The 26175-nt window shown below is 63.9% G+C and carries 19 protein-coding genes; 7 read left to right on the top strand and 12 right to left on the bottom strand.

Going from position 1 to position 26175, the window contains the following annotated elements; all coding sequences use genetic code 11:
- Window positions 1-61: 61 nt before the first annotated feature.
- Both J8I29_RS27655 and J8I29_RS27650 read right to left on the bottom strand, forming a co-directional pair.
- The gene (locus J8I29_RS27655; protein WP_245197434.1) at window positions 62-1429 is read right to left on the bottom strand and encodes a glucoamylase family protein; all 1368 of its coding nucleotides are present in this window, start codon (window positions 1427-1429) and stop codon (window positions 62-64) included.
- A 98-nt stretch (window positions 1430-1527) separates the two neighbouring features.
- A complete protein-coding gene (locus tag J8I29_RS27650) occupies window positions 1528-3366 on the bottom strand; it encodes an ABC transporter ATP-binding protein/permease (RefSeq protein WP_209434116.1) in 1839 nt (612 codons plus the stop codon).
- A gap of 186 nt (window positions 3367-3552) precedes the next feature.
- Here J8I29_RS27650 and J8I29_RS27645 point away from each other — a divergent pair, with 186 nt between their 5' ends.
- Together J8I29_RS27645 and J8I29_RS27640 are read left to right on the top strand one after the other, a co-directional pair.
- Window positions 3553-4338, top strand: a complete 786-nt coding sequence (locus J8I29_RS27645; RefSeq protein ID WP_209434115.1) for a DeoR/GlpR family DNA-binding transcription regulator — start codon at window positions 3553-3555, stop codon at window positions 4336-4338.
- Window positions 4331-5512: an MFS transporter gene (locus J8I29_RS27640; protein WP_181161187.1), complete on the top strand. Its 1182-nt coding sequence runs from the start codon at window positions 4331-4333 to the stop codon at window positions 5510-5512. The genes J8I29_RS27645 and J8I29_RS27640 overlap by 8 nt, the downstream gene beginning before the upstream one ends.
- Here J8I29_RS27640 and cls read toward each other — a convergent pair.
- Both cls and J8I29_RS27630 read right to left on the bottom strand, forming a co-directional pair.
- Complete coding sequence (gene cls / locus J8I29_RS27635) at window positions 5496-6947, bottom strand: cardiolipin synthase (protein ID WP_245197432.1); 1452 nt, start codon at window positions 6945-6947, stop codon at window positions 5496-5498. The genes J8I29_RS27640 and cls overlap by 17 nt on opposite strands.
- A gap of 187 nt (window positions 6948-7134) precedes the next feature.
- Entirely contained in the window at window positions 7135-7416 is a 282-nt protein-coding gene (locus tag J8I29_RS27630; RefSeq protein WP_105862901.1) for a bacteriocin, read from the bottom strand.
- A 380-nt stretch (window positions 7417-7796) separates the two neighbouring features.
- Here J8I29_RS27630 and J8I29_RS27625 point away from each other — a divergent pair, with 380 nt between their 5' ends.
- The gene (locus tag J8I29_RS27625) at window positions 7797-8696 is read left to right on the top strand and encodes a sugar kinase (RefSeq protein ID WP_105862900.1); all 900 of its coding nucleotides are present in this window, start codon (window positions 7797-7799) and stop codon (window positions 8694-8696) included.
- 62 nt (window positions 8697-8758) lie between these two features.
- Window positions 8759-9295, top strand: a complete 537-nt coding sequence (locus J8I29_RS27620; RefSeq protein WP_209434141.1) for a DUF1697 domain-containing protein — start codon at window positions 8759-8761, stop codon at window positions 9293-9295.
- Between the two features lie 80 nt (window positions 9296-9375).
- Here J8I29_RS27620 and J8I29_RS27615 read toward each other — a convergent pair whose 3' ends face one another.
- Both J8I29_RS27615 and aspS read right to left on the bottom strand, forming a co-directional pair.
- The gene (locus J8I29_RS27615; protein WP_280871284.1) at window positions 9376-11697 is read right to left on the bottom strand and encodes an NADP-dependent malic enzyme; all 2322 of its coding nucleotides are present in this window, start codon (window positions 11695-11697) and stop codon (window positions 9376-9378) included.
- A gap of 94 nt (window positions 11698-11791) precedes the next feature.
- The gene (gene aspS, locus J8I29_RS27610; RefSeq protein WP_105862899.1) at window positions 11792-13609 is read right to left on the bottom strand and encodes an aspartate--tRNA ligase; all 1818 of its coding nucleotides are present in this window, start codon (window positions 13607-13609) and stop codon (window positions 11792-11794) included.
- 258 nt (window positions 13610-13867) lie between these two features.
- Between aspS and rnd the strand changes: the two genes are divergently transcribed.
- Both rnd and J8I29_RS27600 read left to right on the top strand, forming a co-directional pair.
- A complete protein-coding gene (gene rnd, locus J8I29_RS27605; RefSeq protein WP_209434114.1) occupies window positions 13868-15040 on the top strand; it encodes a ribonuclease D in 1173 nt (390 codons plus the stop codon).
- Window positions 15041-15140: 100 nt separating this feature from the next.
- Window positions 15141-16397, top strand: coding sequence for a D-amino acid dehydrogenase (locus tag J8I29_RS27600; RefSeq protein WP_105862897.1), 1257 nt, complete (start codon window positions 15141-15143; stop codon window positions 16395-16397).
- A 9-nt stretch (window positions 16398-16406) separates the two neighbouring features.
- Here J8I29_RS27600 and J8I29_RS27595 read toward each other — a convergent pair whose 3' ends face one another.
- The 3 genes from J8I29_RS27595 to J8I29_RS27585 are packed head-to-tail and all read right to left on the bottom strand — an operon-like array spanning window position 16407 to window position 21397.
- A complete protein-coding gene (locus tag J8I29_RS27595) occupies window positions 16407-17612 on the bottom strand; it encodes a lysozyme inhibitor LprI family protein (RefSeq protein ID WP_209434113.1) in 1206 nt (401 codons plus the stop codon).
- Between the two features lie 10 nt (window positions 17613-17622).
- Window positions 17623-19254, bottom strand: coding sequence for a Ppx/GppA phosphatase family protein (locus tag J8I29_RS27590; protein ID WP_245197430.1), 1632 nt, complete (start codon window positions 19252-19254; stop codon window positions 17623-17625).
- A complete protein-coding gene (locus J8I29_RS27585) occupies window positions 19211-21397 on the bottom strand; it encodes an RNA degradosome polyphosphate kinase (RefSeq protein WP_245197438.1) in 2187 nt (728 codons plus the stop codon). Before J8I29_RS27585 ends, J8I29_RS27590 begins: the two co-directional genes overlap by 44 nt.
- A 324-nt stretch (window positions 21398-21721) precedes the next feature.
- Here J8I29_RS27585 and J8I29_RS27580 point away from each other — a divergent pair, with 324 nt between their 5' ends.
- Window positions 21722-23614: a hypothetical protein gene (locus J8I29_RS27580; protein WP_209434112.1), complete on the top strand. Its 1893-nt coding sequence runs from the start codon at window positions 21722-21724 to the stop codon at window positions 23612-23614.
- Between the two features lie 28 nt (window positions 23615-23642).
- On the opposite strand, the gene J8I29_RS27575 is transcribed toward J8I29_RS27580, so the two are convergent.
- From J8I29_RS27575 to J8I29_RS27565, 3 genes are all read right to left on the bottom strand, one after another.
- Window positions 23643-24332: a hypothetical protein gene (locus J8I29_RS27575; RefSeq protein ID WP_348536187.1), complete on the bottom strand. Its 690-nt coding sequence runs from the start codon at window positions 24330-24332 to the stop codon at window positions 23643-23645.
- Entirely contained in the window at window positions 24329-25432 is a 1104-nt protein-coding gene (locus tag J8I29_RS27570; RefSeq protein WP_105862893.1) for an AI-2E family transporter, read from the bottom strand. Before J8I29_RS27570 ends, J8I29_RS27575 begins: the two co-directional genes overlap by 4 nt.
- 100 nt (window positions 25433-25532) lie before the next feature.
- Window positions 25533-26063 carry a CDP-alcohol phosphatidyltransferase family protein gene (locus J8I29_RS27565; RefSeq protein WP_105862892.1) on the bottom strand — a complete coding sequence of 177 codons (531 nt, stop codon included), beginning with the start codon at window positions 26061-26063 and terminating at the stop codon, window positions 25533-25535.
- Window positions 26064-26175 lie beyond the last annotated feature (112 nt).

Genomic DNA, 26175 nt, shown 5'->3' with positions numbered 1-26175 from the left:
ATCCGGGATCGCAGGCGGGATGAAGTGCGTTCTGGACGCGGGATGACAGGCACGCCCTCACTCAGGCCCCTGCTCCCGCCTCGAGATGTGGGCTTTCGAAGCCGAGCTTGCGCAAACCGGCCTGGATCTCGGGAATGCGCATGAACAGGTTCCAGATCAGGCCCGTGCGATAGTTCTCGATCATCACGATGATGGGGCCCTGGTCGATCGACAGGAAGGTGTCGGCGAACCAGTCCCGCTCCTCGCTGAAGGCGTCGACGAAACCGAAGCGTCCCCAGACCTTGTCGCCATATTTGGCAAGGAAGTGGCGCAGGGCCGCCATCGCCTCCTTCGGCGCATAGGGAAAGCTCGACAGGGCTGCCGTCGGGCTGATCACGCCATTGTCCTCGCTCGGCTGATGGGCGGCATAGCCGTCCGGATCGTCGCTCGCCGTCAGCCCCCAGCAGTCGGGCCCATAGCCCTTATGGCCATGCGGATTGAGCACGCAATGGCGATAATTGATCATCGTGTGGGCGACGTTCTGCTGCCAATAATCGGCGTAGCGATCCTTCAGGCCCCGGGGATCGAGCCCCATGAAGGAATAGTGCGCCCAGAACAGCGGTCCGCCCCTGTCAGGGCCCAGCGGCAATTCGATGTCGTAATAGCAGCGCGGTGCGCCGAAATCCTTGCTGGCCGCGAAGCCGCGATGATAGGCGGCGGGATCGATGGGATAGCGCGGCGCCGATACCGCCATCACATAGGCGATCAGGCACTCGTTCCAGCCATGGATGTCATGGTCGAGCACGAAGCCGTTATTGGGGCTCCAATGCCAATAGAGCGCATGGCGCCCCTGCGTGTACCAGTTCCACTCGATCTCGCCCCATAGCCCGGTGATACGTTGGCGCAGCCTCGTCTCGGCGGGAGTGGCGGCATCGAAATATTCCCGGGCGCAGAGCAGGCCCTGGAACAGGAAGGCGGTTTCGATGAGATCGCCGCCATCGTCCTTGCGGCTGAACGGCCAGACCTTGCCGGTCTCGCCATGCATGAAATGCGAATAGGCGCCGTGGAAACAGGTGGTCGGCTCGATGACGTCGACGATCCTCGTCAACCGCTCCAACCCTTCGGCGCGGCTGATCCAACCCCGTTCCATCGCCACGATCATGGCCATGATACCGAAACCCGTCCCGCCGATCGCCACCAGATCGTTGGGCGTATCCACGGTGCGGGTGGTGCGGTCGCGCGCCATGCCGCTCACCGGCTCCGCGCCCTCCCAGAAGAAACGGAAGGTCTGGCGCTGCACGGCTTCCAGCAATTCTTCGTCAGGCAGGTCGATGAGATCGGCCGCCTTGTAGAACGGCCCGGCCTTGGTCATGCCTTTGGCCGCCTTCTCCGCCGCGATCTTCTTGTCGCCCTTCGAGGGCTTCTTCTTGCCGGCCTTGTCCTTTGCCATCGTCCCGTCTTTCACCCGTTGCAAGCCAAGAGGCTGCCTGATCGATCTCTAGACTAACGCTTCAACAGAAGCGTCTACATCATTGAAAAATAAATATTCTATACAGAACCGCCGGATCCGCCCGCGTCACCCGGTGCCGTCTGCCCTGCCGCGCGATCCGTCTGCGTCCGATCATTGAGAAGGCGAAGAGTGCGCGGGAAGAAGCTAGCCTTGGAGCCGGGCCGGCCGATATGGATGATGGCGGATTGGCCGAGATCCTTTTCGAAAATGGCGAAAACCTTGTCGCGCGTGCCCTCGTCCAAGCCTTCAAGAGCCTCATCGATAACGATCCAGGCCGGCTTCTGCAGAGCCAGGCGGGCAAAAGCCACCGTCTGCTGCTCCTCGTCGGCAAGGTCCTTGTCCCAACGCACATTGCGGTCGAGATCATCGGCCAGATGACCAAGTCCTACCGCCGACAGGGCATGCTCGAAATCGGTCTGCTCGAATTGGGCCACGGGCTGGGGATAGGACAGGACCTGCCTGAGCGTCCCCTGGGGCAGATAAGGACGACGCGGCATGAAGGTGACCTGACCGCCTTTGGGAATGCTGACCTGGCCTGAGCCGAACGGCCACAGGCCGGCCATGGTGCGAAACAACAGCGTCTTGTTCGCTCCCGCCTCGCTGACCACCAGAACCCGCTCGCCCGGCTTGATCTGGACATGATTCTCATTGAGCCGGCTGTGTCCGTTCGGCGCTTCGATCACCAGATCATCGAGACGGATACCGTCATTTTCGGTCTCGGTGAATTTGATATGGCTGGCTGCCGTCTCTTGCGTATCGACGTTGGTGACGGCGTAACGGAAATTTGCCACGCGCAGGAGCGTCGCGCGCCAGTCGGCGATGGTGTTGAAGTTGTCGACAAACCAGCGCAATTGCGATTGCACCTGGTTGAAGGCGCCGACGGCCACCATGAGGCCGCCGAACGTCAAGTTTCCGGCAAAATAGATTGGGGCGGCGACCAGGAACGGAGCAACCTGGGTGAACCAGCCATAGCCGGAGGTTACCCAGGCGAGCCTCGCGGTGGCTGTCACCAGCCGCCGCATTGCCTGCAAGACCGCCTTGAGGTCGAGATTGAGCTGGCGTTCCTCGTCTTTCTCGCCATTGTTCAGCGTGATGGCATCGACATGCTCGCTGACCCGCACGAGCGAGAAGCGAAACTCTGCCTCCCGCGCATAGCGATCCGCATTCAATCCGATCAGCGTACCGCCGACATGCCATGAGAGCAGAGAAGCCGTGACGGCATAAAACAAGGCGGCCCAGACCATGTAGCCGGGAATGGCAAAGCTGTAGCCTTCGATGTTGAAGACGAAACCGCTCGACAGGCTCCACAGCACCGTGATGAAACTTGCCAGATAGATCGAGGCCGACAGAAGCCCGATGCCGAGATCGGTCGACAGTTCGGTCAGGTGGCGAGCATCCTCATGCAGGCGCTGGTCCGGATTGACGCCGATCTTGCTGGAATTGGCGAGACGAAACGCACGGCGAGGCCGCATCCACTGGCCGATGAGATCTTCCACCAGACCTTGCCGCAACTTGAGCTTGACCATCCAGCTCAGCCAGGTCTGGGTGACATTGAGGATCAGCAATCCACCCGCAATGGCGATGAAGACCAGAAGCTGTTGCAGGAATTGCGCCAGGTCCTTGCGGGCCAGGGCATCGTAAAAGGGCTGGTTCCAGGCATTCAGCAGGATCTGGAAATAGCCGGTGACCGCGATCACCAGGACGACCCCGACGAGCAGCAGGAGCAATTGGTTGCGATGGGGCGAAGAGACGAAGGCGCGAGCCATCATGTTGAGCTGCAGCAGCAGCCCGCCCATCGACTGCTCAGACTGTCCAGGCTTGTCCGCCGGCTCGTTGCTCGGCGCGTCGGCAGGCTTCCCGCCGGATTGTGCAACCATGAATCACTCTCCGCCTCGACTATAGCCGCTCGTCCCGCAGAGTCATCCTCAAGGGTAAGTGAGTAGCGCGTACGACAGCCGATCGCATGCATGTATTCGCGTGTTTGTGCGTCTTTTTGCACTTTCATACTTGCGTCGCTCCCGCTTAGGCGACATAAGCAGGTCATTCATCGGATTTCGCGCACCATGGAAACCTCATCCCTTCTTGATGCCGGCCTCATCCCTGCCGAACGGCAGCGCCTGCTCCTGCAGCGCATCGAACAGGATGGCCGCATCGCCTCCGTCCAAGCGGCAGTGGATTTCGCGGTGTCGGAGGACACTATTCGCCGCGACCTCAAGGAGCTCGCCGATGCCGGCCTGATCGAGCGCGTGCATGGCGGCGCCCTGCGCAAGTCCCGCGCTTCACATCGATTTGATCGGCGCCTGGTCAGCAACGAGGCGCAGAAGAAGCAGTTGGCGGCCTATGCTCTCCGTTTCGTCGAACCGGGCATGGTCGTCCTGCTCGACCAAAGCACCAGCAACCTGATGCTGGCGCGCCAGCTTCCGGTCGAGGCTGGCCTCACCGTGATTACGCCCTCGCCCGACATCGCGGTCGCCGTGCTCGATCGCGGCATCGGCAAGCTGGTGCTGATCGGCGGGCAGGTCGATCCCCAGTCACGCAGCGCCAGCGGTGCCGGTGCCTTGGAACAGATCGCCTATCTCAAGCCGGACCTGTGCTTCCTGGGGGCCTGCGCCGTCGACCTGATCGAGGGCGTGACAGTTGTCGACCATGACGATGCTCACCTCAAGCGCGCCATGGTCGCGGCCTCCCGCTCGACACTGGCCCTGGTCACCGCCGAGAAGCTCGACACACGCTCGACCTATCAGGTCATGCCCTTCAATCGCCTCGAGCGGATGGTCACAGAGAATGCGAGCTCGAACACCATCCTGCAGCGCTACAGCGAAAGTGGCGTGGAGATCCATCTTGTCTGAAACGTCCTCCTATCGGCCCGGCTGGCGGGTCTGGCATCCGACCGCCTCGACCTTCTACGTCAATGGGGCGCTCTATGGCGTTTGGGCCACCCAGATTCCTCTCGCCAAGGAGCGGCTGGGGCTCGATCCCATCGTGCTGAGCATCGTCCTGCTGATGCTCGGCGCAGGGGCGGTGCTCGCGATGGCCGGCAGCGGCTGGATCATCCAACGCATCGGCACGGCGGCGCTCATCCGATTGAGCGGCGCGATTTTCGCAGCCCTGCTGCCCACCATTCCCCTCATGCCGGATGTCTGGCTTCTCTCCGTCGTCGTCTTCCTGTTCGGCGCCAGCGGCGGCTGCATGGACGTGGCAATGAACGCCGATGCCGCCCGGATCGAGAAGCAGGTCGGGCGCCCCTATATGTCTTCCTTCCATGGCATGTGGAGTCTGGGCGGCCTGACCGGGGCCGGTATCGCCACTTTGATGCTTCGCTGGACCGATGGCGCCGTCCAGGCGCTCATCCTGACGTTGGGCCTTGTCGCGATCTTTGCGTGGGGGCAGAGAGGCCTCGCCCCCGGCAAGGTCGCGGCGACCGCCAGCGCCGGTAAATCGCCCTCCTTGCGCCCAGCCTTCCTTGCCGTGGTGGTCGGCCTGATGGCGGCGCTCGCCTTCAGCGGAGAAGGCGTCGTGCTGGATTGGGCCGCTATCTTCCTGCGCGAGCAATTGGGAGCCGGCCAGGAACTTGCCAATCTCGGCTATGCCGTCTTCGCCGGGGCGATGGCGAGCGTGCGTTTCCTGGGCGACCCCATACGCCGTCATGTCGATGGTGTCTATCTGGTCCGAGGCGGCTGCCTGCTTGCCGTGATCGGACTCTTGTTGGGGCCGCTCTCCGGCAATGTCTATGCCGCGATCGTCGGCTATGGCTTGACCGGCATCGGCTTTGCCAATGTGGTGCCCGTCCTGTTCAGCACCGCCGGAGCCATGCCCCGCCCGGAGGTGCAGATCGCAACGGTGTCGACCATGGGCTATGCCGGCCTGCTGGTAGCCCCGCCTTTGCTGGGGGCCGTCGCCCATGTGTCCTCGCTCGCCGGCATCTTCTACGTGGCGGCGGTGTTCACCGTGATTATTGCAGTGCTGGCACCCGTCTGCGCCCCCCGCGGCAATTCGGGACGCCCGGCTATAGAAGCGGGCTGACAAGCCGGGCCAGATTTTCGGCGACCTTGCGGATCCAGGGGCGCCGGCGCCATCTGTCGAGGTCCATCCGATCGCTGTTGGCGATGTAGTCATCCTGCATGCGTCGCAATTGCTGCGTGACCTCCCGGTCATAGATCACGACTGTGATCTCCGAATTCAGCACGAAGGAGCGCATATCCATGTTGCTCGAACCGATCAGGGCGAGGTCGGTGTCCACGGAGACGTTCTTGGCGTGCAGGAATTTATCGCGGAAAAGGTGGATGCTCACCCCGGCGGCCAGCAATCCGCCATAGTAGGACTGCTGGGCGAAACGCACCAGGCGGTGGTCCGTAATCTTGGGTACGACCAGATGCACGGCGACGCCGCGCAGCACGGCAATCTGCATCGCCTTGTGAACGGCCTCGCTCGGAATGAAGTAGGGCGTGACGATCACCACGCGCTGCAGGGCCGAATGAATGGCGGTGACGATCAGGCTCTCTATGCCCCCGACCCGGTAGTCCGGCCCGCTCGGCAGGACCTGCATCGCCAGCGTGCCGCAGGCAGGCGTCGGCGACATCACGCTGTCGAGCGGCAGCGCTTCTTCGGTTTCCAGGAACCAGTCGGCAATGAAAACGGCCTGCAATTCCAGCACCACCGGCCCTTCCATGCGCAACATCAGCTCCTGGTTCGAGATGTCGAGCACCGAGCGGGCCGCGATGATGTTCTGGGAGCCGGCATAGCCCACCCGCCCGTCCATCACCGCGATCTTGCGATGATTGCGCAGGTCTGCCCGGGCAGATTTGCGGCGGAAGAAGGTCACCGGGAGGATGGGACGGGCCTCCACGCCATATTCGGCAAGCGTCCTCAGCACGCTGCGCGCCCATGGCCGCGAACCGATGGCGTCGATGAGCACGCGGCATTTCACGCCGCGCATCTGGGCGCGGCCGAGGGCCTGCATCACCTTCTGCCCCACCTCGTCGTCGGAGAAGATGTAAAACAGCAGATGGACATGATGCTGCGCAGCGTCGATATCGGAAACCAGCCGATCGATCATCCGTGAATAATCGCCGAGGAAGTCCACCCTCGCCCCATCCACGACCGGCAGCCTGCCCACTCTTTCGATCAGCACCGCAGCGCGCGTGAAGCGCCGGGGCAGCCGCTCGCGCCCGACGTCGGTCAGCTCGCGTACCTTGTCGGCGGACAGGCTCAGGATATCCGGAAGGCGCTCGAACCGCTTACGCCGCCAGCGCGGATAGGTGGCGCGCCCGATCAGGAGGTAGAGCAGCAGGGCCGGCCAGGGCAGGAACATCACCAGCAGCAGCCAGCTTCGCGCCGCATCCGAATTACGCCGGAACGGTACCACCACGATCATGACGAGGCGAACGGCCCATTCCGAATAGAAATAGGCCCACGCCAACACGCTCAAACCTGGCAAGGTCAGATCGGAGAAGGACAAGCTGGGCCTTTCCATGAAAAAAACCCACGCAGCGAACTGCGTGGGCGTGACTTGCGTCAGATGGCGATCCTCACGGCGTTTTTCGATCTGACGAAATCGTCAAGCATCGCAAAGACGCGTCCAAACGAGGAACTAGAGCAAAGTGCGCTTTCGTGAAAACGTGCCTTGCTCTAGGGGATCTCCCCCCTTACGGGCACTGCACGCGGCGATACCGCACGTTGCCGTAGTAGTCATAGTAACGGCGGGTGCAAGCACGCGGGGTGGTTTCGGCACCGACGATGGCACCGGCAGCACCGCCGAGCACGCCGCCGACGATCGCGCCGCCAGCCGAACGCGTGGCCAGGCCACCGATCAGCGCGCCGCCGCCAGCACCGATGGCTGCGCCACCGAGCGCGCGGTCACCACGCGAATATTCCGAGCAACCCGCGAGCAAAAGCCCGGCAGCTGCTACGATCAAAAGTTTCTTCATGGGGAGATCCTCCGTGGATGCCGATCCGTATCGATCATATACAGATACAACCGAGAGCAAAGCCCGATTCTTACATCATGCACACCATGAACCGGAGATGAATGACTACGTAAGGATAGCTCGTGCTTCAGATGCCATCGCTTTCTGCCAAAGCCAAGCATTTCACTGCCGACTCAACCGAAATGACGCATGTCACCGACATACAAACTTCTGCGGCGAAGACAAGTTCCCTTCCGTGTACCGGTGCCCTTTCGAAGAGACCTGCGCCCCTTCCCCGAAAGGCCCCTTCTCTCGCAACTGCGAAAAGGCCGCTTGCACCGGCGCGTCATGACGATTAAGCGGGAATGTCCGGAAATCTAGATAGTTTGGAGCGACAAGCGATGGAAGCGCTCTTCATCGGCCATGCCTATATCGACGTGACCTTCGTTGCGGATGACATGCCGCGTGGCGATGAGAAGTCGGTGGCCAAGGACTATGCCGTGGCGTTCGGCGGAAACGCCACGACGGCCGCCTTCTGCTGCGCCAAGCTGGGTGTGATCCCGGATCTCATCACAACCAATTCGAACGACTGGCTCGGTCGCATGTTCATGGACATGGCGGCGAAATACGGCATCTCCGTCCATCCCCGCAAAGTAAGGCGCTCCTCGCTCTCCTTCATCATGCCCAAGGATGGCAAGCGCGCCATCGTGCGTGCGCGCGATGACGAGTATCTGCATCCCTATCCGCATCTCAATCTCGGCAATTGCCGCGCCCTGCATCTCGACGGCCATCTGGCCGATGCCGCGCTCTATTACGCCAAGGAATTCCGCAAGCTCGGGCGCCTGGTTTCGCTCGATGGTGGCGGCCTGCGCTCCAACACCGACGAATTGCTCAACTATGTCGACGTCGCGGTGGTGGCCGAGCGCCTGTGCGAGCAGATGAATCTGAGCGAGACCGAGATGCTCGATTATCTCAAGGGGAAGGGATGCAAGATCGCCGGGGTGACTGCCGGCGAGCGCGGCATGCTGTGGTATGACGAGAGCGGCAAGGTGCAGCGCCTGCCGGCCCTCAACGTGCCCAAGGCTTCGGTGGTCGATACCAACGGCGCCGGCGACATCTTCCATGGCGCCTACATGTATTCCTATCTCAGCCGCCCCCTGTCGCGCTGGGAAGAGCATTTCCGCTTCGCGCGCGGCGCTTCCACCCACGCGATCCAGTTCCTCGGCAACGAGGCCAAGCTGCCCACCCGGGCGGATGTGGAATCCATCGAAACGCGCTTCCAGCCCGTGGCCGTTTCCTGATCTCCCTGCGAGCCGGCGGGTTCTCGTGGCCCGTGCCGGACCATCCCGACGAGCCCTTCGCCATGGCCGGCTATGTCGCCCTGCTCTACAGCATCGTGCTGACGCCCCAGCGGCGGGTCGTGATGGAGGAGTTGCGAGCGATCGCCGCCGGGTGCGGGTATGACCATCCCCGCACTCTGGCGTCGACCGGAAATCTCGTCTTCGAAGCGCCCGAACAGGATATTGCCGCCATCGAGACCCGGCTGGAGGCCGGTTTCCGGAGCCATTACGGCAAACATGTCGACATCATCGTGCGGAGCGCGGAGGGCTGGCGGAGCACGGTGGCCGGCAATCCGTTCCCGGCCGAGGCCGAACGCGACGGCAGCCTCGTCATCGCCCGCCTGATGCGTGCCCCGCTGGGCGAAGAGACGCTGGGCAAGCTGGAACGCTATCTCGATGGAGGTGAGCGTCTTGCCCTGGTCGGCGGCGATCTATGGATCGCCTTTGCCGGCGCCCCGAGTGAGAGCCGTCTTGCGGGCGCCCTCTCCACCAAGCGGCTCGGCATCGGCACAGCGCGCAACTGGAACACCATACGCGGCCTCGGCCAGATGCTGGCGTGAAGCGCCAGCTATGTCGTCCCCTGCGCTGCAGCGCCAGCCCGCCACGACGTGTCCCGCACGTCGTGGCTGAGGATCACCCTTTATCCCTGCCCGGCCTGCGCCTCGGCCACGGCCACCGCCGTCATGTTGACCACGCCGCGCACGGTCACGGCCCGGTTGAGGATGTGAGCCGGCTTGGCGGCACCGATCAGGATCGGGCCGACGGGCAAGGCATCCGCCAGCATGCGGGTGAGCTGGAAGGCGATGTTGGCCGCGTCGAGATTGGGCATCACCAGCACATTCGCCTCGCCCCTCAGTCGCGACGAGCTCAGCTTGAGGTCGCGCAGGCTTTCGGACAGCGCCGTATCCGCCTGCATCTCGCCATCGGCCTCCAGATCGGGGCGCTGCTCGACCAGGAGCTCTAGGGCCCTGCGCATCTTGCGTGCCGCATCAGTGTCGTAGGAGCCGAAATCGGAATGCGACAGCAGGGCAATCTTGGGGTCGATGCCGAAACGGCGGACATGCTCGGCCGCCAGGATCGCCATCTCAGCGATCTCCTCCGCGCAAGGGTCGGGTTTGACCTGGGTATCGCAGATGAAGAAGGCGCCCTTGGCCGTCAGGACCAGGGACAGGGCCGAATAGTCACGCACGCCCGGCGCCAGGCCGATGATCTGGCGCACATAGCGCAGATGGCGCATATAGGCCCCTTCCAGCCCGCAGATCATCGCATCGGCATCGCCGCGATGCAGGGCCAGGGCCGCGATCACCGACGTATTCGAGCGCACGATGGTACGCGCGGTGTCTTGGGTCACGCCTCCACGCCCGGCCAGATGATGATAGAGCGACCAGTAATCCTTGTAGCGCGGATCATCGGCCGGATCGATCACCTCGAAATCCTGGCCCGGCCGGATCGTCAGGCCGAAACGCTGGATGCGGGTCTCGATCACCGAAGGGCGCCCGATCAGGATCGGTCGGGCAAGCCCTTCCTCCAGCACGACCTGGGCCGCGCGCAGCACGCGTTCGTCCTCGCCTTCGGCATAGACCACGCGCTTAGGGTCGGCCTTGGCGGCGGCGAAGAGCGGCTTCATCACAAAGCCGGAGCGGAAGACGAAACGCGTCAGGCTCTCGGCATAGGCTTCCAGATCGGTGATCGGGCGGGTCGCAACGCCGGTTTCCTGCGCGGCGCGCGCCACGGCTGGAGCGATGCGCAGGATCAGGCGCGGATCGAAGGGCGAAGGAATGAGGGAATCGGCGCCGAAGCGGCGGCTCTCGCCGCCATAGGCACGCGCCACCACATCCGAGGGCGTCTCGCGGGCGAGAGCCGCGATCGCCTCGACGGCAGCGTGCTTCATCTCCTCATTGATGGTGGTGGCCCCGCAGTCGAGAGCGCCGCGGAAGATATACGGGAAGCACAGGACATTGTTGACCTGGTTCGGGAAATCCGAGCGTCCGGTGCAGATCATCGCGTCCGGGCGGGTTGCCTTGGCGAGTTCCGGCATGATCTCCGGGAATGGATTGGCGAGCGCCATGATCAGCGGGTTATGCGCCATGCGCGCGATCATCTCGGGCTTGAGCACGCCGCCGGCGGAGAGGCCGAGGAACACGTCGGCCCCTTCGATGATGTCGTTGAGGGTGCGCGCCTCGGTCTCCTGGGCGTAGACGTCCTTCCAGGGATCCATCAGCTCGGTGCGGCCCTTGTAGACCACGCCCTTGATATCGGAGATGAAGATGTTCTCGCGCTTGGCGCCGAGCGAGACCAGGAGATTGAGACAGGCGAGCGCCGCGGCGCCGGCGCCGGAGGCCACGATCTTGACCTCGCCGATTGCCTTGCCGGCAAGTTCCAGGCCGTTGCGAACGGCGGCCCCGACGATGATGGCCGTGCCATGCTGATCGTCGTGGAAGACCGGGATCGCCATGCGCTCGCGCAGGAGGCGCTCGACCTCGAAACATTCGGGCGCCTTGATGTCCTCCAGGTTGATGCCGCCGAAGGTCGGCTCGAGCGCAGCGACCACGGTGACGATCTCCTCGATCGACCTGGAAGCGATCTCGATGTCGAAGACATCGATGCCGGCGAACTTCTTGAAGAGGACGGCCTTGCCTTCCATCACGGGCTTGGAGGCAAGCGGACCGATATCGCCCAGGCCGAGCACGGCGGTGCCGTTGGAGACGACGGCGACGAGATTGGAACGGGCCGTCAGATTGGCGGCCTCGAGCGGATCGGCGTGGATCGCCTCGCAGGCCGCCGCCACGCCCGGCGAATAGGCCAAGGCGAGGTCGCGCTGGTTACCAAGCGGCTTGGTCGCCTGGATCTCCAGTTTTCCCGGCTTGGGATAGCGATGGTAGATCAGTGCCCCGGTCCGCAAATCCTCGGACATGGTCGAGGAATTCGTGGGGGCTGCCGAGCCGGCCTGGACATCTGACATTGCGTTTCCCGTCTTGTTGTGTGGGCCGGGCCTTCAACCGGCCCTGGCCTTGTTGGTTTTAGCGCATGACGTAGGGGACGCCAGCCCGGGCCCGTTATTTTTCCTGCACGTTCAGGCGAATATGCAGTTCGCGCAGTTGCTTGGGCGTGGCCTCCGAGGGAGCGCCCATCAGGATGTCCTCGGCGCGCTGGTTCATGGGGAACAGCGAGATCTCACGCAGATTCTGCTCACCCGCCAGCAGCATGACGATGCGATCGACGCCGGCCGCCATGCCGCCATGCGGCGGAGCGCCGTACTGGAAAGCTCGGTACATGCCGCCGAAGCGCTCGATCACCGTCTCCTCGCCATAACCGGCGATCTCGAAAGCCTTCACCATCGCTTCCGGCTTGTGGTTGCGGATACCGCCGGAGGCGAGCTCGAAGCCGTTGCAGGCGATGTCGTACTGATAGGCCTTCAGCGTCAGCGGATCCTGGGTGTTGAGCGCCTCGAGCCCCCCCTGCGGCATCGAGAAGGGGTTGTGCGAGAAATCGACCTTCTTCTCGTCCTCGTTCCACTCGAACATCGGGAAGTCGACGATCCAGGCGAACTCGAAACGGCTCTCGTCCACCAGCTTGAGATCGGTGCCGACCTTGGTGCGGGCGGCGCCGGCAAACTTGTAGAACTTGCTCGGATCGCCCGCGACGAAGAAGGCGGCGTCGCCGGCCTTCAGGCCGAGCTGCAGCCGGATCGCCTCGGCCCTTTCGGGGCCGATATTGTTGGCGATCGGCCCGCGCGCGCCGATTCCCTCGGCGTTCGGGTCCGCTTGCTTGCTGGTCTCGTCGGTCGCCTTGTCGAAGAACAGGATGTAGCCGAGCCCCGGCTGACCTTCGCTCTGGGCCCAGGAGTTCATGCGGTCGGCGAAGGTGCGCTGGCCACCGCCGGGCCCCGGGATGGCCCACACCTGGTTGGCCGGGTCTTCGAGCATGCGCGCGAAGACCTTGAAGTTCGAGCCCCTGAAATGCTCGGACACCTCCTGCATGATCAGCGGGTTGCGCAGGTCCGGCTTGTCCGAGCCATATTTGCGCAGCGCCTCCGCATAGGGAATGCGCGGCCAGCCCTTGGTGACGCTCTTGCCCTTGCCGAATTCCTCGAAAATGCCGGTGATCACCGGTTCGATGGTGGCGAAGACGTCTTCCTGGGTGACGAAGCTCATTTCGAGGTCGAGCTGGTAGAATTCGCCGGGCAGGCGGTCGGCGCGCGGGTCCTCGTCGCGGAAGCAGGGCGCGATCTGGAAGTAGCGGTCGAAGCCCGCCATCATCAAGAGCTGCTTATATTGCTGCGGCGCCTGCGGCAAAGCGTAGAACTTGCCGGGATGGATGCGCGAGGGCACCAGGAAGTCGCGCGCGCCTTCCGGCGAGGAGGCCGTCAGGATCGGCGTCTGGAACTCGTTGAAGCCCGCGGCCTTCATGCGCGTGCGCATGCTGTCCACCACCTTGCCGCGCAGCATGATGTTGTTGTGGATGCGCTCGCGCCTCAGATCCAGAAAGCGATATTTGAGGCGGGTCTCTTCCGGATAGTCCTGGTCGCCGAACACCGGCAGCGGCAGTTCGGAAGCCTGGCCGAGCACCTCGATTTCGGTGACATAGACCTCGACGAGGCCCGTCGGCATCTCGTGGTTCTCGGTGCCCTCCGGGCGCTTGCGCAGCTTGCCGTCCACACGCACGACCCATTCCGAACGCAGGGTCTCGGCCACCTTGAAAGCCGGCGAATCCGGGTCGACCACGCATTGGGTCAGGCCGTAATGGTCACGCAGGTCGATGAACAGCAGGCCGCCATGGTCGCGGATGCGGTGGCACCAGCCGGAAAGCCGCACGTCCTGCCCGACATGGTCGAGGCGAAGATCGGCGCAGGTGTGAGAGCGGTAACGGTGCATAAGCGTGTCTTTCCGGACAAAGCGTTTGCGAATGGACGGGACCACCGAGAATCGCAAGGACGCGTCAAATCATGGTGCCAGAGTATAAGTGCGTTTTCGCCGAAACGCGCTTTGCTCTCTGGAGTTTGAGGTCATAGACCCCAACGCCACGGTCGTCGTCAAGGTTGAGCTTGCCTTCTGCAGTGCCGGACGGGTCCGAACAGGCATTCAGGGCCTAAAACCTTGCCATGTGACGCCGCGTGCCCGATAAGCATATTCATGCCACAATCTTCCGCCCACCCCGCCGTCATCATCACCACAACCCCGGATCTGGAAGCCGCCTGCGCCCGCCTCGCCGCTCATGCCTTCGTGACCGTCGACACGGAGTTCCTGCGTGAAACCACCTTCTGGCCCAAGCTCTGCGTCGTGCAGGTCGCCAGCCCCGAGGAGGCCGTGGTCATCGACGCCCTGGCCGAGGGCCTCGATCTGACCCCCCTGTTCGAGCTTCTGCGCAATGAGAAGGTGCTGAAGGTCTTCCATGCCGCTCGGCAGGATATCGAGATCGTCTGGCATCTCGCCGGGTTCATTCCCGCGCCGCTCTTCGACACGCAGGTCGCCGCCATGGTGCTGGGCTATGGCGACTCCATCGCCTATGACCAGTTGGTCCAGCGCATCACCAACGCCCATATCGACAAGTCGTCCCGTTTCACGGACTGGTCGAAGCGCCCCCTCACCCACGCGCAGATCAATTATGCCGTGTCGGACGTCACTCATCTGCGCGACGTCTATCTCAAGCTTGCGGCTTCGCTCGAGAAAAGAAAGAGAACCCATTGGGTGGGCGATGAAATGTCTATTTTGACATCGCCGGACACCTACCGCCAGGCCCCCGAAGATGCCTGGCGACGGGTCAGCGGGCGCGTGCGCAAGCCGCGCGATCTTGCCGTGCTGATCGAGGTGGCGGCCTGGCGCGAGCGCGAAGCCCAGTCGAAGAACGTGCCGCGTTCGCGCGTGCTCAAGGACGACGCCATAACCGAGGTGGCGTTGCAGGCCCCGGACACGCCGGAGAAGCTGGCGGGCATCCGCATGATTCCCAAGGGATGGGAGCGCTCCAGGCCGGCTCTGGATCTGATCGAGGCTGTGAAGGCGGGCCTGGCTCGCGACCCCGCCACCCTGCCGCGCCAGGCGCCGCCGCGGATCGCCAGCAATGGCGCCGGGGCCACGGTGGAACTGCTCAAGGTGCTGCTGAAGATGGTGGCCGAAAGCCAGGGCGTTGCTGCCAAGGTGATCGCCACCACCGACGATCTCGACATGATCGCCGACAGCGATACCGCCGATGTCCCTGCCCTGCATGGCTGGCGCCGGGAACTGTTCGGCGAGAAGGCCCTCGCACTCAAGCACGGCAAGCTGGCACTGGCGATCGAACGCGGCAGGGTCGCGGCAATTAGCCGATAGCTGCCTGTAATTGATTTGCGCTATGAGCCGGGCGAAGGCTGGGCGAATCGCTCGGTTCGCCGGGCCTTTCAGCGTGGTGCAGGCAGGAGTGTGGGCATAAATGAAGGTCGCGGTTCTCGGCAGCGGCGTGATCGGGGTGACTTCCGCTTATTATCTGGCCAAGGCAGGACATGAGGTCGTCGTCCTGGACCGCCAGTCCGGTCCGGCCCTCGAAACCAGCTTTGCCAATGCGGGCGAGGTTTCACCCGGTTATGCCTCGCCCTGGGCCGCCCCCGGCATTCCGCAAAAGGCAATCAAGTGGCTGTTGATGAAGCATGCCCCGCTGATTCTGCGCCCCCGTCCCGATCCGGCCATGGTGGCCTGGGTCCTGCGCATGCTCACCAACTGCACCTCGGCGCGCTATGCCGTCAACAAGAGCCGCATGGTGCGGCTGGCCGAGTATAGCCGCGACAAGCTGATCGAACTGAGGGCTGCCACCGGCATTCGCTATGACGAACGCATGCAGGGCACCCTGCAGCTCTTCCGGACGCAGAAGCAGCTCGACGGCATCGGCAAGGATGTCGAGGTGCTCAAGCGCGACGGCGTCCCCTTCGAGGTCCTCGACCCGGATGGCTGCATCGCCGCAGAACCGGCTCTCGCCCATGTTCGTTCCCTGATCCGCGGCGGGCTCAGGCTGCCCAATGACGAAACCGGCGACTGCTACAAATTCACCGGCGCGCTGGCGGAGCTCGCCGAAACACTCGGCGTGCGCTTTCGCTACGGCGTCGAGGTCAAGCGGCTGCTATTCGCCGGCGACAGCATCGAAGGCGTCGAGACCAGCACCGGCGTCGAAAAGGCTGACGCCTATATCGCGGCCTTCGGCAGCTACACGCCCGGTTTCGTCGCGCCGCTCGGCCTCAAAGTGCCGGTCTATCCGGTCAAGGGCTATTCCCTCACCATTCCGATCGTCGACGAGAGCCGGGCTCCGGTCTCCACCATCATGGACGAGACCTACAAGATCGCGATCACCCGGCTCGGTGATCGGATCCGCGTCGGCGGCATGGCCGAGATTTCCGGCTTCAGCAAGGACCTGCCGCCGGCCCGCCGCGATACGCTGGCCCAGTCGGTCAACGACCTCTTCGGGGGTTCGGGCAATCTGGCGGCAGCAAGCTTCTGGTCGGGCCTGCGCCCGATGACACCGGACGGCACCCCGGTGATCGGCCGCACCCGCTACAAGAACCTGCTGCTCAACACCGGCCACGGCACGCTGGGCTGGACCATGGCCTGCGGCTCCGGCCGGGTGATGGCGGATATCGTCAGCGGCAAGAAACCGGAGATCGAGGTCACGGATCTGGGATTGAGCCGCTACGGGGGGTGATCGTCTGGCTCAACCGCCATCCGGATTCTCGACGAAGCCATTCCATTGTTCGAGATAGGTCGCGACCAGGCCGGTGGCCGTCCTCTTGGCCGCCTTTGGCGTAAAGCCGCGCTTGTCGATCAGCCATTGTGCCATCTGCCGTTCGGCGGCTGGAAGCGCGGCAATCAATCTCTCGCGGTCCTGTCGGGGCCACGCCTTGTTGTCCGGCCATTGCCGGATCGTACCGATCGCTTTGCCAAGGCGCGCCGGACCACCCGCGGCAAAATCCTGCGGCTGCAAGGACATGCGCAATTCCTCGGTCGCAATCCGGGCGAGATAGGCAAAGCGGATCGAGCCCGGCGCTTCGCTGCGAGGCTGCCTGGCGGGCTCGAAGGCCCTGGCGACGGCACGCCAGGCCGGTTGGGTGAACAGGCCGTCCGCGGGTTTGCAATAGGGCGCGCCGGCATCGAGCGAGGAGCCGTGAATCGGCCCGAAAGCGTCATAGGCCAGTGCGCCGTGCCGTTTGAACAGGAAGAGATGCGGGCAGGCCAACAGACGTTCGTTTTGGTCGTTTTGCATGGTGAGACGCAGCAGCAGGAGCAATCCCGCATCCTTGCCCGGATCGGCATCTCCCTCCAGCATGCCGCCGCCCTTGCCCGCCTCCGCCACAGCGCGCAGGCGGGCCGCGTCGCCTTCGCCGGCGGTCACACCGCTGGCAGGCTCGAAGCGGGCGAGATAGGCAAGCCATGCCGCAGCACGAGGCTCGCCTCCGAAGGCGCGCAATGTCTCGGCAGACTTTTTCGGATCGTCGGGAATGCCGGCCACCGCGGTCTCGATAGCCAATTGCGACTTCATCCGGCGCAGTTCGGCGAGGCGAAGATTCATGCGTGCCGCCAGGCAGGATCCGGTGCCGGCCTCAGCGGCCTTGCCGCATTCATCCAATGCGACGGCCCAGGCCCGTTGCTCGGCCTGGAGGCTCTGCCTCGTTTCGGCCGGCAGGGCGGCGCGCAGCTCAGCATAAAGGTCGGCGATCCGGCTTTCGGCCGCGATCAGGTTCGGAGCGGCGCAGATGGCTTGCTGCACCGAACCCCCGGGTTGCTTGCAATCGCGCCGGGGATTGGCGCTCCCGGCCTGTGCCGGATTCGCGGCAAGCTGGGCGGCGAGGAGAGCGAGCAGCACCGCCGCATGATTGCGCCGGATGCGCCGCGAAGGAAAGCCGTTCCTGCCTCCTCGCATACCCCCTCGCCTATTCCGCCGCCACCGTGACGGTCTCCCGATCGACGATGCGGATCCTCGCCTCGCGGCCGATCAGACGCCCGAGCGCCTTCATGCGGGCGTTGAGCCGATCGCCGACCAGGCCCTCCAGATCACGAGGAACGTCCAGCAGCAACTTGCCGTGACTGACATAGAGCGGTGCTCGCGGCAGCACGCCCGGCATCGAGGCAGACAGGATATAGCCCACCCTCATCAGTCCTCCGAGGATGCGCGCCCGGTCGAGAATGCGCGCCGTGGCAATCTCGCGGATGCGCGGGGAGAGTTCTTCCTCGTTCAGGCCGACATGGCGGAAATAGTTCGCCACCGCCATATAGGCCCGGCCGCGATGGTCGACGCCGACAAAGGCGGCGTTGGCGATGATGTTCAGGCTCTGCTCGCCGCGATAGTCGGGGTGGGCACGCCAGCCGATATCGGCCACCAGGCAGGCGGCATGGCGTTGGCGTTTTTCGTCGGCCGTCTCGTCGATATGGGTCGATGCCATGAAGCGGTCGCCCCAGCGCACCAGCTCTTCGCCATGCTGCGGCGAGCGCGAGCGCAGGATGTTGAGCTCGCTGGCCGCCGTGATCAGCGGGTCGAGCTTGCGGCTCTCCTCGTCGAGAAGCGAATAGAGCAGTCCCTCACGCACGCCCTGGGCCGAGATCACCACATCGCGCGGCTTGCCGGCCTTGATGACCTCGCTCATCACCGCCGCGCCATAGGCGAGCAGAGGCAGACGCCCGGCGGAGACGGTGTCCTTGCCGATCAGTGTGGTGTTGTCGACGCGCATGATCAGCTTGCAGAAATCGAGCATCTCGCGCGCGGGCACGCTGTAGCCATGCATGATATGCAAGGGGTAGCCGAGTTGCATCATGTGCAGCTTGGCGAGCGAGCGCCAAGTGCCCCCGACCGCATAGAAGGTACGATCCTTCAGGTGTTTGAGAGGGTCAGCCCTGGTCAGCTTGTCCTGCGCGATCTTGGCCGCCTTGCGCACCGACTGGCCGGACGTGTCCTGCAGAGCGAGCCCGCCGAGCGGCGTCGTCATGCCCGCGCCGGCGCGATGGCCATGCACCTCGATCAGTTCGAGCGAACCACCGCCCATGTCGCCGACGACACCGTCCGGCATGTGGAAGCCCGAAATCACGCCGTAGGCCGAAAGGCGCGCCTCGCGCTTGCCGGACAGAACCTCGATTTCGGTCCGGCAGATCGCCTGGGCGCGGGTGATGAACTCCTCGCCATCCTCGGCGTCGCGCGCCGCGGCCGTCGCCAGGACATAGAGGTCCTTCACGCCCATGGTGTCGCACAAGGCCCGGAACCGTATGAGGGCGGCATAGGCCTTGGCCACGGCGGCGGGATCGAGGCGCTTGGTGGTCATCACGCCGCGCCCGAGGCCGCACAGCACCTTTTCGTTGAAGACCGCCGTCGGAGCGCGTGTCAGCCCTTCATAGACGACGAGGCGAACCGAGTTGGAGCCAATGTCGATGGTGGCGATCGGCGGCCCCTGGCAGATGCGTCCCTGCGCGAAACCGGGCTGCCCCGGCCTCGGTCCCGCCGGGTCGGCGGTCGGGACATGGGGAAACGTGTCAGCGTCGGCGGCTGAGGAGCGTTCGGGGAGAGTTGTGTTCAAGAGATTTGCCTCGTCCCGATAGGCTGGGATTGGTCATGAAATATTTGTGGGCGTTGAAGGGCTCTTCATCAGGCTGCGGGACTATGCGTTCGGCGGTCCCGTCGGGCAAGATGCTCCAGCTCTGTTGATTGTCGATAAGATTGGCGATCATGATCTGATCGAGCACCTGCTCGTGCACCGTCGGATTGAGGATCGGGCAGAGCGCTTCGACCCGGCGGTCGAGATTGCGCTCCATCAGATCGGCCGAAGAGATGTAGACGGCCGCCTTCTGGTGCGGCAGGCCATGGCCGTTGCCAAAGGCATAGATGCGGCCATGCTCCAGGAACCGTCCGACGATCGATTTGACGCGGATGTTCTCCGACAGGCCCGGCACACCCGGCCTCAGGCAGCAGATGCCGCGCACCACCAGATCGACCTGCACGCCCGCCTGGCTGGCCGTGTAGAGCGCATCGATGATCATGGTATCGACCAGCGAGTTGCATTTGGCCCAGATCGCCGCCGGCCTGCCGGCCTTGGCGTGCTCGATCTCCGCATTGATGTGATCGAGGATGCGCTGCTTCAGCGAGACGGGCGAGACCGCCATACGCTCCAACGCCGCCGGCTCGGCATAACCGGTGATGAAGTTGAAGATGCGCGAGACGTCGCGCGCGATCACCGGATCGGCGGTGAAGAAGGACAGGTCCGTATAGATGCGCGCTGTGATCGGGTGATAATTGCCCGTGCCGACATGGCAATAGGAGACGAGCTGCCCCATCTCGCGCCGCACCACGAGCGAGAGCTTGGCGTGGGTCTTGAGCTCGATGAAGCCGAATACCACCTGCACGCCGGCGCGTTCGAGATCGCGGGCCCAGCGTATGTTGGCTTCCTCGTCGAAGCGCGCCTTCAGTTCCACCAGCGCCGTGACCGACTTGCCGGCCTCGGCCGCCTCGGCAAGCGCCTTGACGATCGGACTGTTGGAGGAGGTGCGGTACAGCGTCTGCTTGATGGCGACCACGTTCGGATCGCGCGCCGCCTGATTGAGGAACTGCACCACCACGTCGAAGGATTCATAGGGGTGGTGCACCAGGATGTCCTTCTGCCGAATGGCGGCGAAGGCATCGGCCCCGTGATCGCGAATGCGCTCGGGCGAACGCGGCGAATAGGGCTTGAATTTGAGGTCCGGGCGATCGAGCCCGACGAGTTGCGACAATTCGTTGAGGGCGAGCATGCCCTCCACGCGAAAGACCGCGTCATCGGCGACATCGAGTTCCTCGGTGACGAACTGGCGGATGCTGTCGGGCATGCCCGCTTCGATCTCGAGGCGGATCACCACGCCGCGTCGACGCTGCTTCAACGCCGTCTCGAACAGCAGCACCAGGTCTTCCGCCTCTTCCTCGACTTCCAGATCCGAGTCACGGATGACACGGAAGGAGCCCTGCCCTTTCACGGTATAGCCGGGGAAAAGCTTGGCGATGAACAGCACCGCCAGATTTTCGAGCGTGATGTAGCGGGCCGCCCCGGTCTCGGCGAAGTCCGGCAGGCGGATGAAGCGCTCGACCTTGTGGGGCGCACGGATCAGGGCGTTCAGCATGCGCCCGTCGCTCATGCGCTTGAGCTGCAGGGCGATGGTGAAGCCGAGATTGGGAATGAACGGGAACGGATGGGCCGGATCGACGGCGAGCGGCGTCAGGATGGGAAAGATGTAGCTGAGGAAATAATCGTCCAGCCAAGCCCGCTCCGCCTTGGACAGGTCGCGCGGCTCGGTGATCACGATACCTTCCAGCAGCAGGTCGTCGCGCAATTCGTTCCAGCGTTTCTGCTGGTCGCTGGCGAGCTTGGACACAGCCTCGCCGATCTTGACGAGCTGCTCGGCCGGCGACAGACCATCGGGGCTGCGCGCCGTCACATCTTCGCGCACCTGCCCGATCAGGCCGGCAACGCGCACCATGAAGAACTCGTCGAGATTGCTGGCCGAGATCGACAGGAAGCGCAACTGCTCGAGCAGGGGGTGGCTCTTGTTGGACGCCTCCTCCAGCACGCGGCGGTTGAATTGCAGCCAGGAGATTTCACGGTTGATGAACCGGTCCGGGCTGACGCGCAACGCAATCGGATCCTGGGAGGGAAGCACGTCACGCGCCGCCTCCCGCGCCTCATCGCCTCGCATCGCGCTCTCCTCCGCCGTCTGTGCCGTGCTGGTCATGGTCGTCAATGCCGCTCGCTATGTCCCAGGCCGCCCAAGGTCCCGCCGATCGGAATCGCCGCCCGTCATGGGGAAGCCTGCTTAGGCCGCCTATATGACAATGCTGTCACATAAAATGGCCACACTGGGGAAAATTCGCAAACTCCGCACTCCCGCCTGTGGAACCGCCACGGGCTCGCCCCAACGAACTGGACCCGGCCTGACGGCTTGAGGCATCTTCCGTGCAGCCCTCGTGCCTTTCATGCCCGGCGGGCGCAATGATCCGTCCGCTCCAGGAGCAACACCGGCATGCGCATGCTCGCACATTTTCCCACGCTCATATTGCTCGGCTCGCTCTTCCAGACGGCGATTGCCACAGCCCAGACTGATCCCTCCCCAACGTTTCAAACCGACCGGTCCGCTGCATCGGGATGTGTCTCGGCGCGCGTTTCCGGCAATCCGAACGAAAATGGAGGCGCCCTCATCGGTTGCATCAACCCGGTGACGGGCGCCTTCGAAACGCCTTCCAATCTGCGCAACCAGGGCGACATCGATGAGCGTGTCCTCAGATCCTATGGTTTTCGGGGCGACGGACAGAGCCATCCCTTGTCCAGCGTCACCGCTCTGAACGGCCGGAGCACCGCTGGCTGGTCATTGGCACAGTGGCAGACGGTGCTCCCGGCGGCACGCGCCCTTTCCGACGAGATCGACGGCGCCGTCATCAACTCTCTGATCCAGATGAATCCGGGCGCGCTGAAATTCCGGCTGGGGCCATTGACTGCCCGTTTCTCCACACCGATCAGTTCCACCTGCGGCAAGAGCATCCGTTTCGAGGGAGCCGGTCCGGAACTCACCATATTCCGTTTCGGTGCCAGCAATGGCTGGGACCACTGCCCGATGGGCTCTCCGAAACCAGATAAGCTGGAACTCCAAGGCATCAGGCTCCAGTCCAGCGACATCGCTTCCACCAGCACGGTCGGGATCAACGCGAGATTCACGCCTGGCGTCAACGGAACCTATTCCAACTTCGCCCTCGACAACTTCAACACCGGCATGATCCTGGTCAACTCGGCAGGCACCATGATCGAGGGCGGCATGATCCACGCCGGCGCCTCTCGAAGAGGCCTCGCCAGTACCGGAACCGGCATCTGGTTTCGCGGGACGAACACTTTCGTCAATCACATCCAGAACACGCTGACGCAGCATTACAGGATCGGCTATCGCTTCCAGTCCACCAATCCTCCGAAGATGCTGGGGCTCGAGGACCAGAGCCTGATCAATTCGGCGGCCGGGGGTGTCGGCACCTGCATCCAGATCGATTCCGACTACAAGGGCTACTCTCCTCTGCAATATGTCGCGGACAATTTCTCTTGCGACGCCTATGAGGGCCATGTCGACGCAAGGCAGGTCTCGCATCTGTCCATCAGGGGCGGCAACTGGCTGATCCACCCTGCCACGGGTTCCTGGACGCCGGCCGGCAAGAACTTCTTCAATTTTTGCCGGGCTTCCACTGTACGTCTCGAGGGAGCCTGGATTTCCAACAATGCTCAGCCCCTCGAGGTTCGCTCTCTGATCAATGTCACCACCGATTCCTGCGGCATTCCAAACGGAACCGGCGCATCGGATGTGCAGATTAGAAACAACAAGATCGAGTACCGGGGCTTGAAGACGTCGGTGGCCATGATCGTCAAGACCGCCGGCACCAGCGGGGTGGTCGTCGCCGGAAATCTCTTCACCGAGTTCTTCAACCCCAGGCCGCCGCCGCCCAATGCATTCTCATGGGCCGCTTCGGATGCTCAATCGGCCCTCTATCAGGGCCTTGCCGGCGAACTCGTGCAGACATCGCCGCCACCGGTCGACATGACCGACCGGATCGCCCGCGATATCGGAATACTCTCCCTCGCACCCGGCGTGTGGAGCTGCCATGCCCGGCTCCAGCTCCTGCCGGCCGCAGGCGTGAAAGTCCGTGCTTTTCAAGGTGCGTTCAGCACAGAACCCGCCGAGATGCCGGCCGCCCCCGGACAAGGCATGTTCATGGAGAGCGGCGAATGGTCGGGCGCAGAGATCCGGGGTATCGGCCCGTTCGTGTTCGACCTCACCACGAAAACGCAAAGTTCTCCTCTCCATATCGTCGGAGCAGCTTCTTTCGCCGGCGGTCAGCTGCAGATGAACACTGTCGGGCAGTGTGTCCGTCTACGATAGAGCTCGCGCCATGACGGCGCGACCGACCTCACTCATCCTCGGGCGGGGCGGCCAGCACTTCCTTCAAAAGCTCGGCGGCGAGTGCCCTGGTGATCCGGCGGCCGCGAGACAGGCCTTCGCGGTCGAGCACGGCGACCACCTGGCGTGCGGCGGCGAAAGAGCGCTCGATGCGCCGGACGAGAAAATCGACCAGGCTCGTATCGACGATCAGCTGCCGGTCGAGGAAGAGCTTCACCAGCAGCATGCGGAAGAGATCGTCGTCCGGCGTGGCGATGGTCAGGGCTGTCATCGCCCGCAGGCGGGAGATGAGGTCGGGGAGCGCAAGGCCCCAGCGCTCTGGCGGCTCGTGGGCGGTGACCAGCAGCGAGGCGCCCGCCTCGCCGGTGAGGTTGAGCAGGTGAAAAAGCGCCGTCTCGTCGATGCCGCGCCCGGCATCCTCGATCACCACCGCCTTGTGCGAGACCAGCACGGGAACGCCTTCCTCCTCGAGCGCCGCGCCGGCCAGCGTCACCGCGCCGGCGGTCTCGGACCAGATCGCCGCCAGATGGCTCTTGCCCGAACCGCTCGGCCCGATCAGCAGGGCACGGCGGGACGGCCAGTCGGGCCAGCGCTCGATGAAGGCATAGGCGGCCTCGTTGGAGGGCGAGACCAGGAAGTCCTCGCGGGCAAACGAGGCTTGCAGCGGCAGGTCGAGCGCCAATTGGCGAGGCGGCGTCACGACGATGGGTCCGATGGCAGCACCACGGCCTGATCCTGGCCGACATGCCCGGTATAATACCGGCTGGCGAGGTAGCGCGACAGGGCAAAGCGCACCAGGACGCCGATCGCCGCCGCCACCGGCACGGCAATCAGCAGACCGACGAAGCCGAACAGGCTGCCGGCGGCCAGCAGGGCGAACATCAGCCAGACGGGATGCAGCCCGACCGAGCCGCCAACCAGCCTCGGCGAGAGCACATAGCCTTCGAGAATCTGCCCCGCCACGAAGACCAGGGCGGCATAGACCGGCAAGTGCCAGTCCGGCCAGACCTGGACCAGCGCCACGCTGACGCTGACCACGAAGCCGAGGATGGACCCGACATAGGGGATGAAGGAGGCGAGGCCCGTGCACAGGCCGATGAGAAAGCCGAAGCTGACGCCGAGAAAGGTCAGGCAGGAGCCGTAGAACAGGCCGAGCAGGAAGCAGACCGTCGCCTGCCCCCGCACGAAGCCGGCGATGGCGGCATCGATGTCACGGAAAATGCCGCGGATGGCGTCGGCATGGTCACGCGGCAACCAGCTGTCGACACGCGCCACCATATGGTCCCAGTCGAGCAGGATGTAGAACGCCACCACCGGCGTGACGATCAGGATGCTGATCACCCCGATGACCGCCTGGCTGCCCGACCAGAGGGAGGAGACGAAGGTGGCAAGGACCTGGGCGCCCTGCCCGACATAGTCGCCGAGCGATTTCTGGATGTCGCGCAGCCTTTCGCTGAGCAGACCGCCGAGCCAGCTTTGGTTGAGCTCCTCCAGAATGCGCTGCATGGAAGCCACGATGCTCGGCAGCCTCTCGCGCAAGCCGTTGAACTGCTCACCCAGCATCGGCACCAGCAGGAGGATTGCCAGCACGATGAGAAAGATGAAGCCGAGCAGGATCAGGGAGGCTGCGGCCCAGCGCGGCAATCCCAGTTTCTCCAGCCTGTCGGCGACGGGATCGAGGAAATAGGCGATCACCAAGCCGCCGACGAAGGGCCATATCATACCCTGTAGCAGCCAGATCAGCGCGATGAGCAAGGCCAGCGCACCGAGCCAGAAGAATACCTGCCGTTGAAGGCTCATCCATTCGCTCCTGAAGCTCGATCCACACCGTCCTCCCCCGGCCCAACAAGCCTCGACCGAAACGGCTGGGATGGCGGATGGCTTTCCGATGCCGGGAGTGTCATCCGGCCATATGGTTGAGCCACTGCCGCAGATAGGCGGCAGCCGAGGCAATGGTCAAGAGCGTGACCAGGATGGATCCCACTTCGATCAGGAATGGAAAGGGCCAGCCCGTGCCCCTGGCGAACAGCACCAACGCGACGAAAGCGATCTGCACCGCGGTGTTGAGCTTGGAAAGCATCAGTGGAGCGATCTGCACCGGCTGGCTCATGACCCAGGACACCAACACGGCGCCGATGATCATGAAATCGCGGAAGACGGTGAGGATCACCAGCCAGACGGGCACCACGCCGACGATCCCCAGCGTGACGAAAATCGAGACCAGCAGGGCCTTGTCCGCCAGGGGATCGAGCACGGCCCCCAATTCACTGCGCATGTCGAAACGCTTGGCGATGAAGCCATCGACGCCGTCGGAAATGCCGGCGACCAGGAAAGTGACGAAAGCCCAGCCCCACGCCCCCGAGGTGATGCACAGCACCGCCAGCGGTACCAGGCAAAAGCGCAGGATGGTGATCAGATTCGGTATCGTCATGGTCGGATCGTAGCAAACCGCGAGAGCGCAGGCACGTCCAGGGGCTGCCATCCCCGGGCCAACCAGCATCCTTGGTACCCGTCTGGAGCGCCGGTGGCTTGACGGTGATGTC

The organism is Labrys sp. LIt4 (assembly GCF_017813775.1).
Taxonomy (GTDB): Bacteria; Pseudomonadota; Alphaproteobacteria; order Rhizobiales; family Labraceae; genus Labrys; species Labrys okinawensis_A.
The sequence above is the reverse complement of the archived record's forward strand: the minus strand, read 5'-3'. Positions and strand labels throughout refer to the sequence as shown.

Bases quoted from the DNA above. Each gene is read 5' to 3' on its own strand.
- J8I29_RS27620 (WP_209434141.1), top strand. From the start codon at position 8,759: ATGGCCGGCTATGTCGCCCTGCTCTACAGCATCGTGCTGACGCCCCAG.
- J8I29_RS27655 (WP_245197434.1), bottom strand. From the start codon at position 1,429: ATGGCAAAGGACAAGGCCGGCAAGAAGAAGCCCTCGAAGGGCGACAAG.
- J8I29_RS27580 (WP_209434112.1), top strand. From the start codon at position 21,722: ATGCGCATGCTCGCACATTTTCCCACGCTCATATTGCTCGGCTCGCTC.
- rnd (WP_209434114.1), top strand. From the start codon at position 13,868: ATGCCACAATCTTCCGCCCACCCCGCCGTCATCATCACCACAACCCCG.
- J8I29_RS27565 (WP_105862892.1), bottom strand. From the start codon at position 26,063: ATGACGATACCGAATCTGATCACCATCCTGCGCTTTTGCCTGGTACCG.
- J8I29_RS27625 (WP_105862900.1), top strand. From the start codon at position 7,797: ATGGAAGCGCTCTTCATCGGCCATGCCTATATCGACGTGACCTTCGTT.
- J8I29_RS27600 (WP_105862897.1), top strand. From the start codon at position 15,141: ATGAAGGTCGCGGTTCTCGGCAGCGGCGTGATCGGGGTGACTTCCGCT.
- J8I29_RS27570 (WP_105862893.1), bottom strand. From the start codon at position 25,432: ATGAGCCTTCAACGGCAGGTATTCTTCTGGCTCGGTGCGCTGGCCTTG.
- J8I29_RS27595 (WP_209434113.1), bottom strand. From the start codon at position 17,612: ATGCGAGGAGGCAGGAACGGCTTTCCTTCGCGGCGCATCCGGCGCAAT.
- aspS (WP_105862899.1), bottom strand. From the start codon at position 13,609: ATGCACCGTTACCGCTCTCACACCTGCGCCGATCTTCGCCTCGACCAT.
- J8I29_RS27630 (WP_105862901.1), bottom strand. From the start codon at position 7,416: ATGAAGAAACTTTTGATCGTAGCAGCTGCCGGGCTTTTGCTCGCGGGT.
- J8I29_RS27645 (WP_209434115.1), top strand. From the start codon at position 3,553: ATGGAAACCTCATCCCTTCTTGATGCCGGCCTCATCCCTGCCGAACGG.
- J8I29_RS27615 (WP_280871284.1), bottom strand. From the start codon at position 11,697: ATGTCAGATGTCCAGGCCGGCTCGGCAGCCCCCACGAATTCCTCGACC.
- J8I29_RS27585 (WP_245197438.1), bottom strand. From the start codon at position 21,397: ATGCGAGGCGATGAGGCGCGGGAGGCGGCGCGTGACGTGCTTCCCTCC.
- J8I29_RS27650 (WP_209434116.1), bottom strand. From the start codon at position 3,366: ATGGTTGCACAATCCGGCGGGAAGCCTGCCGACGCGCCGAGCAACGAG.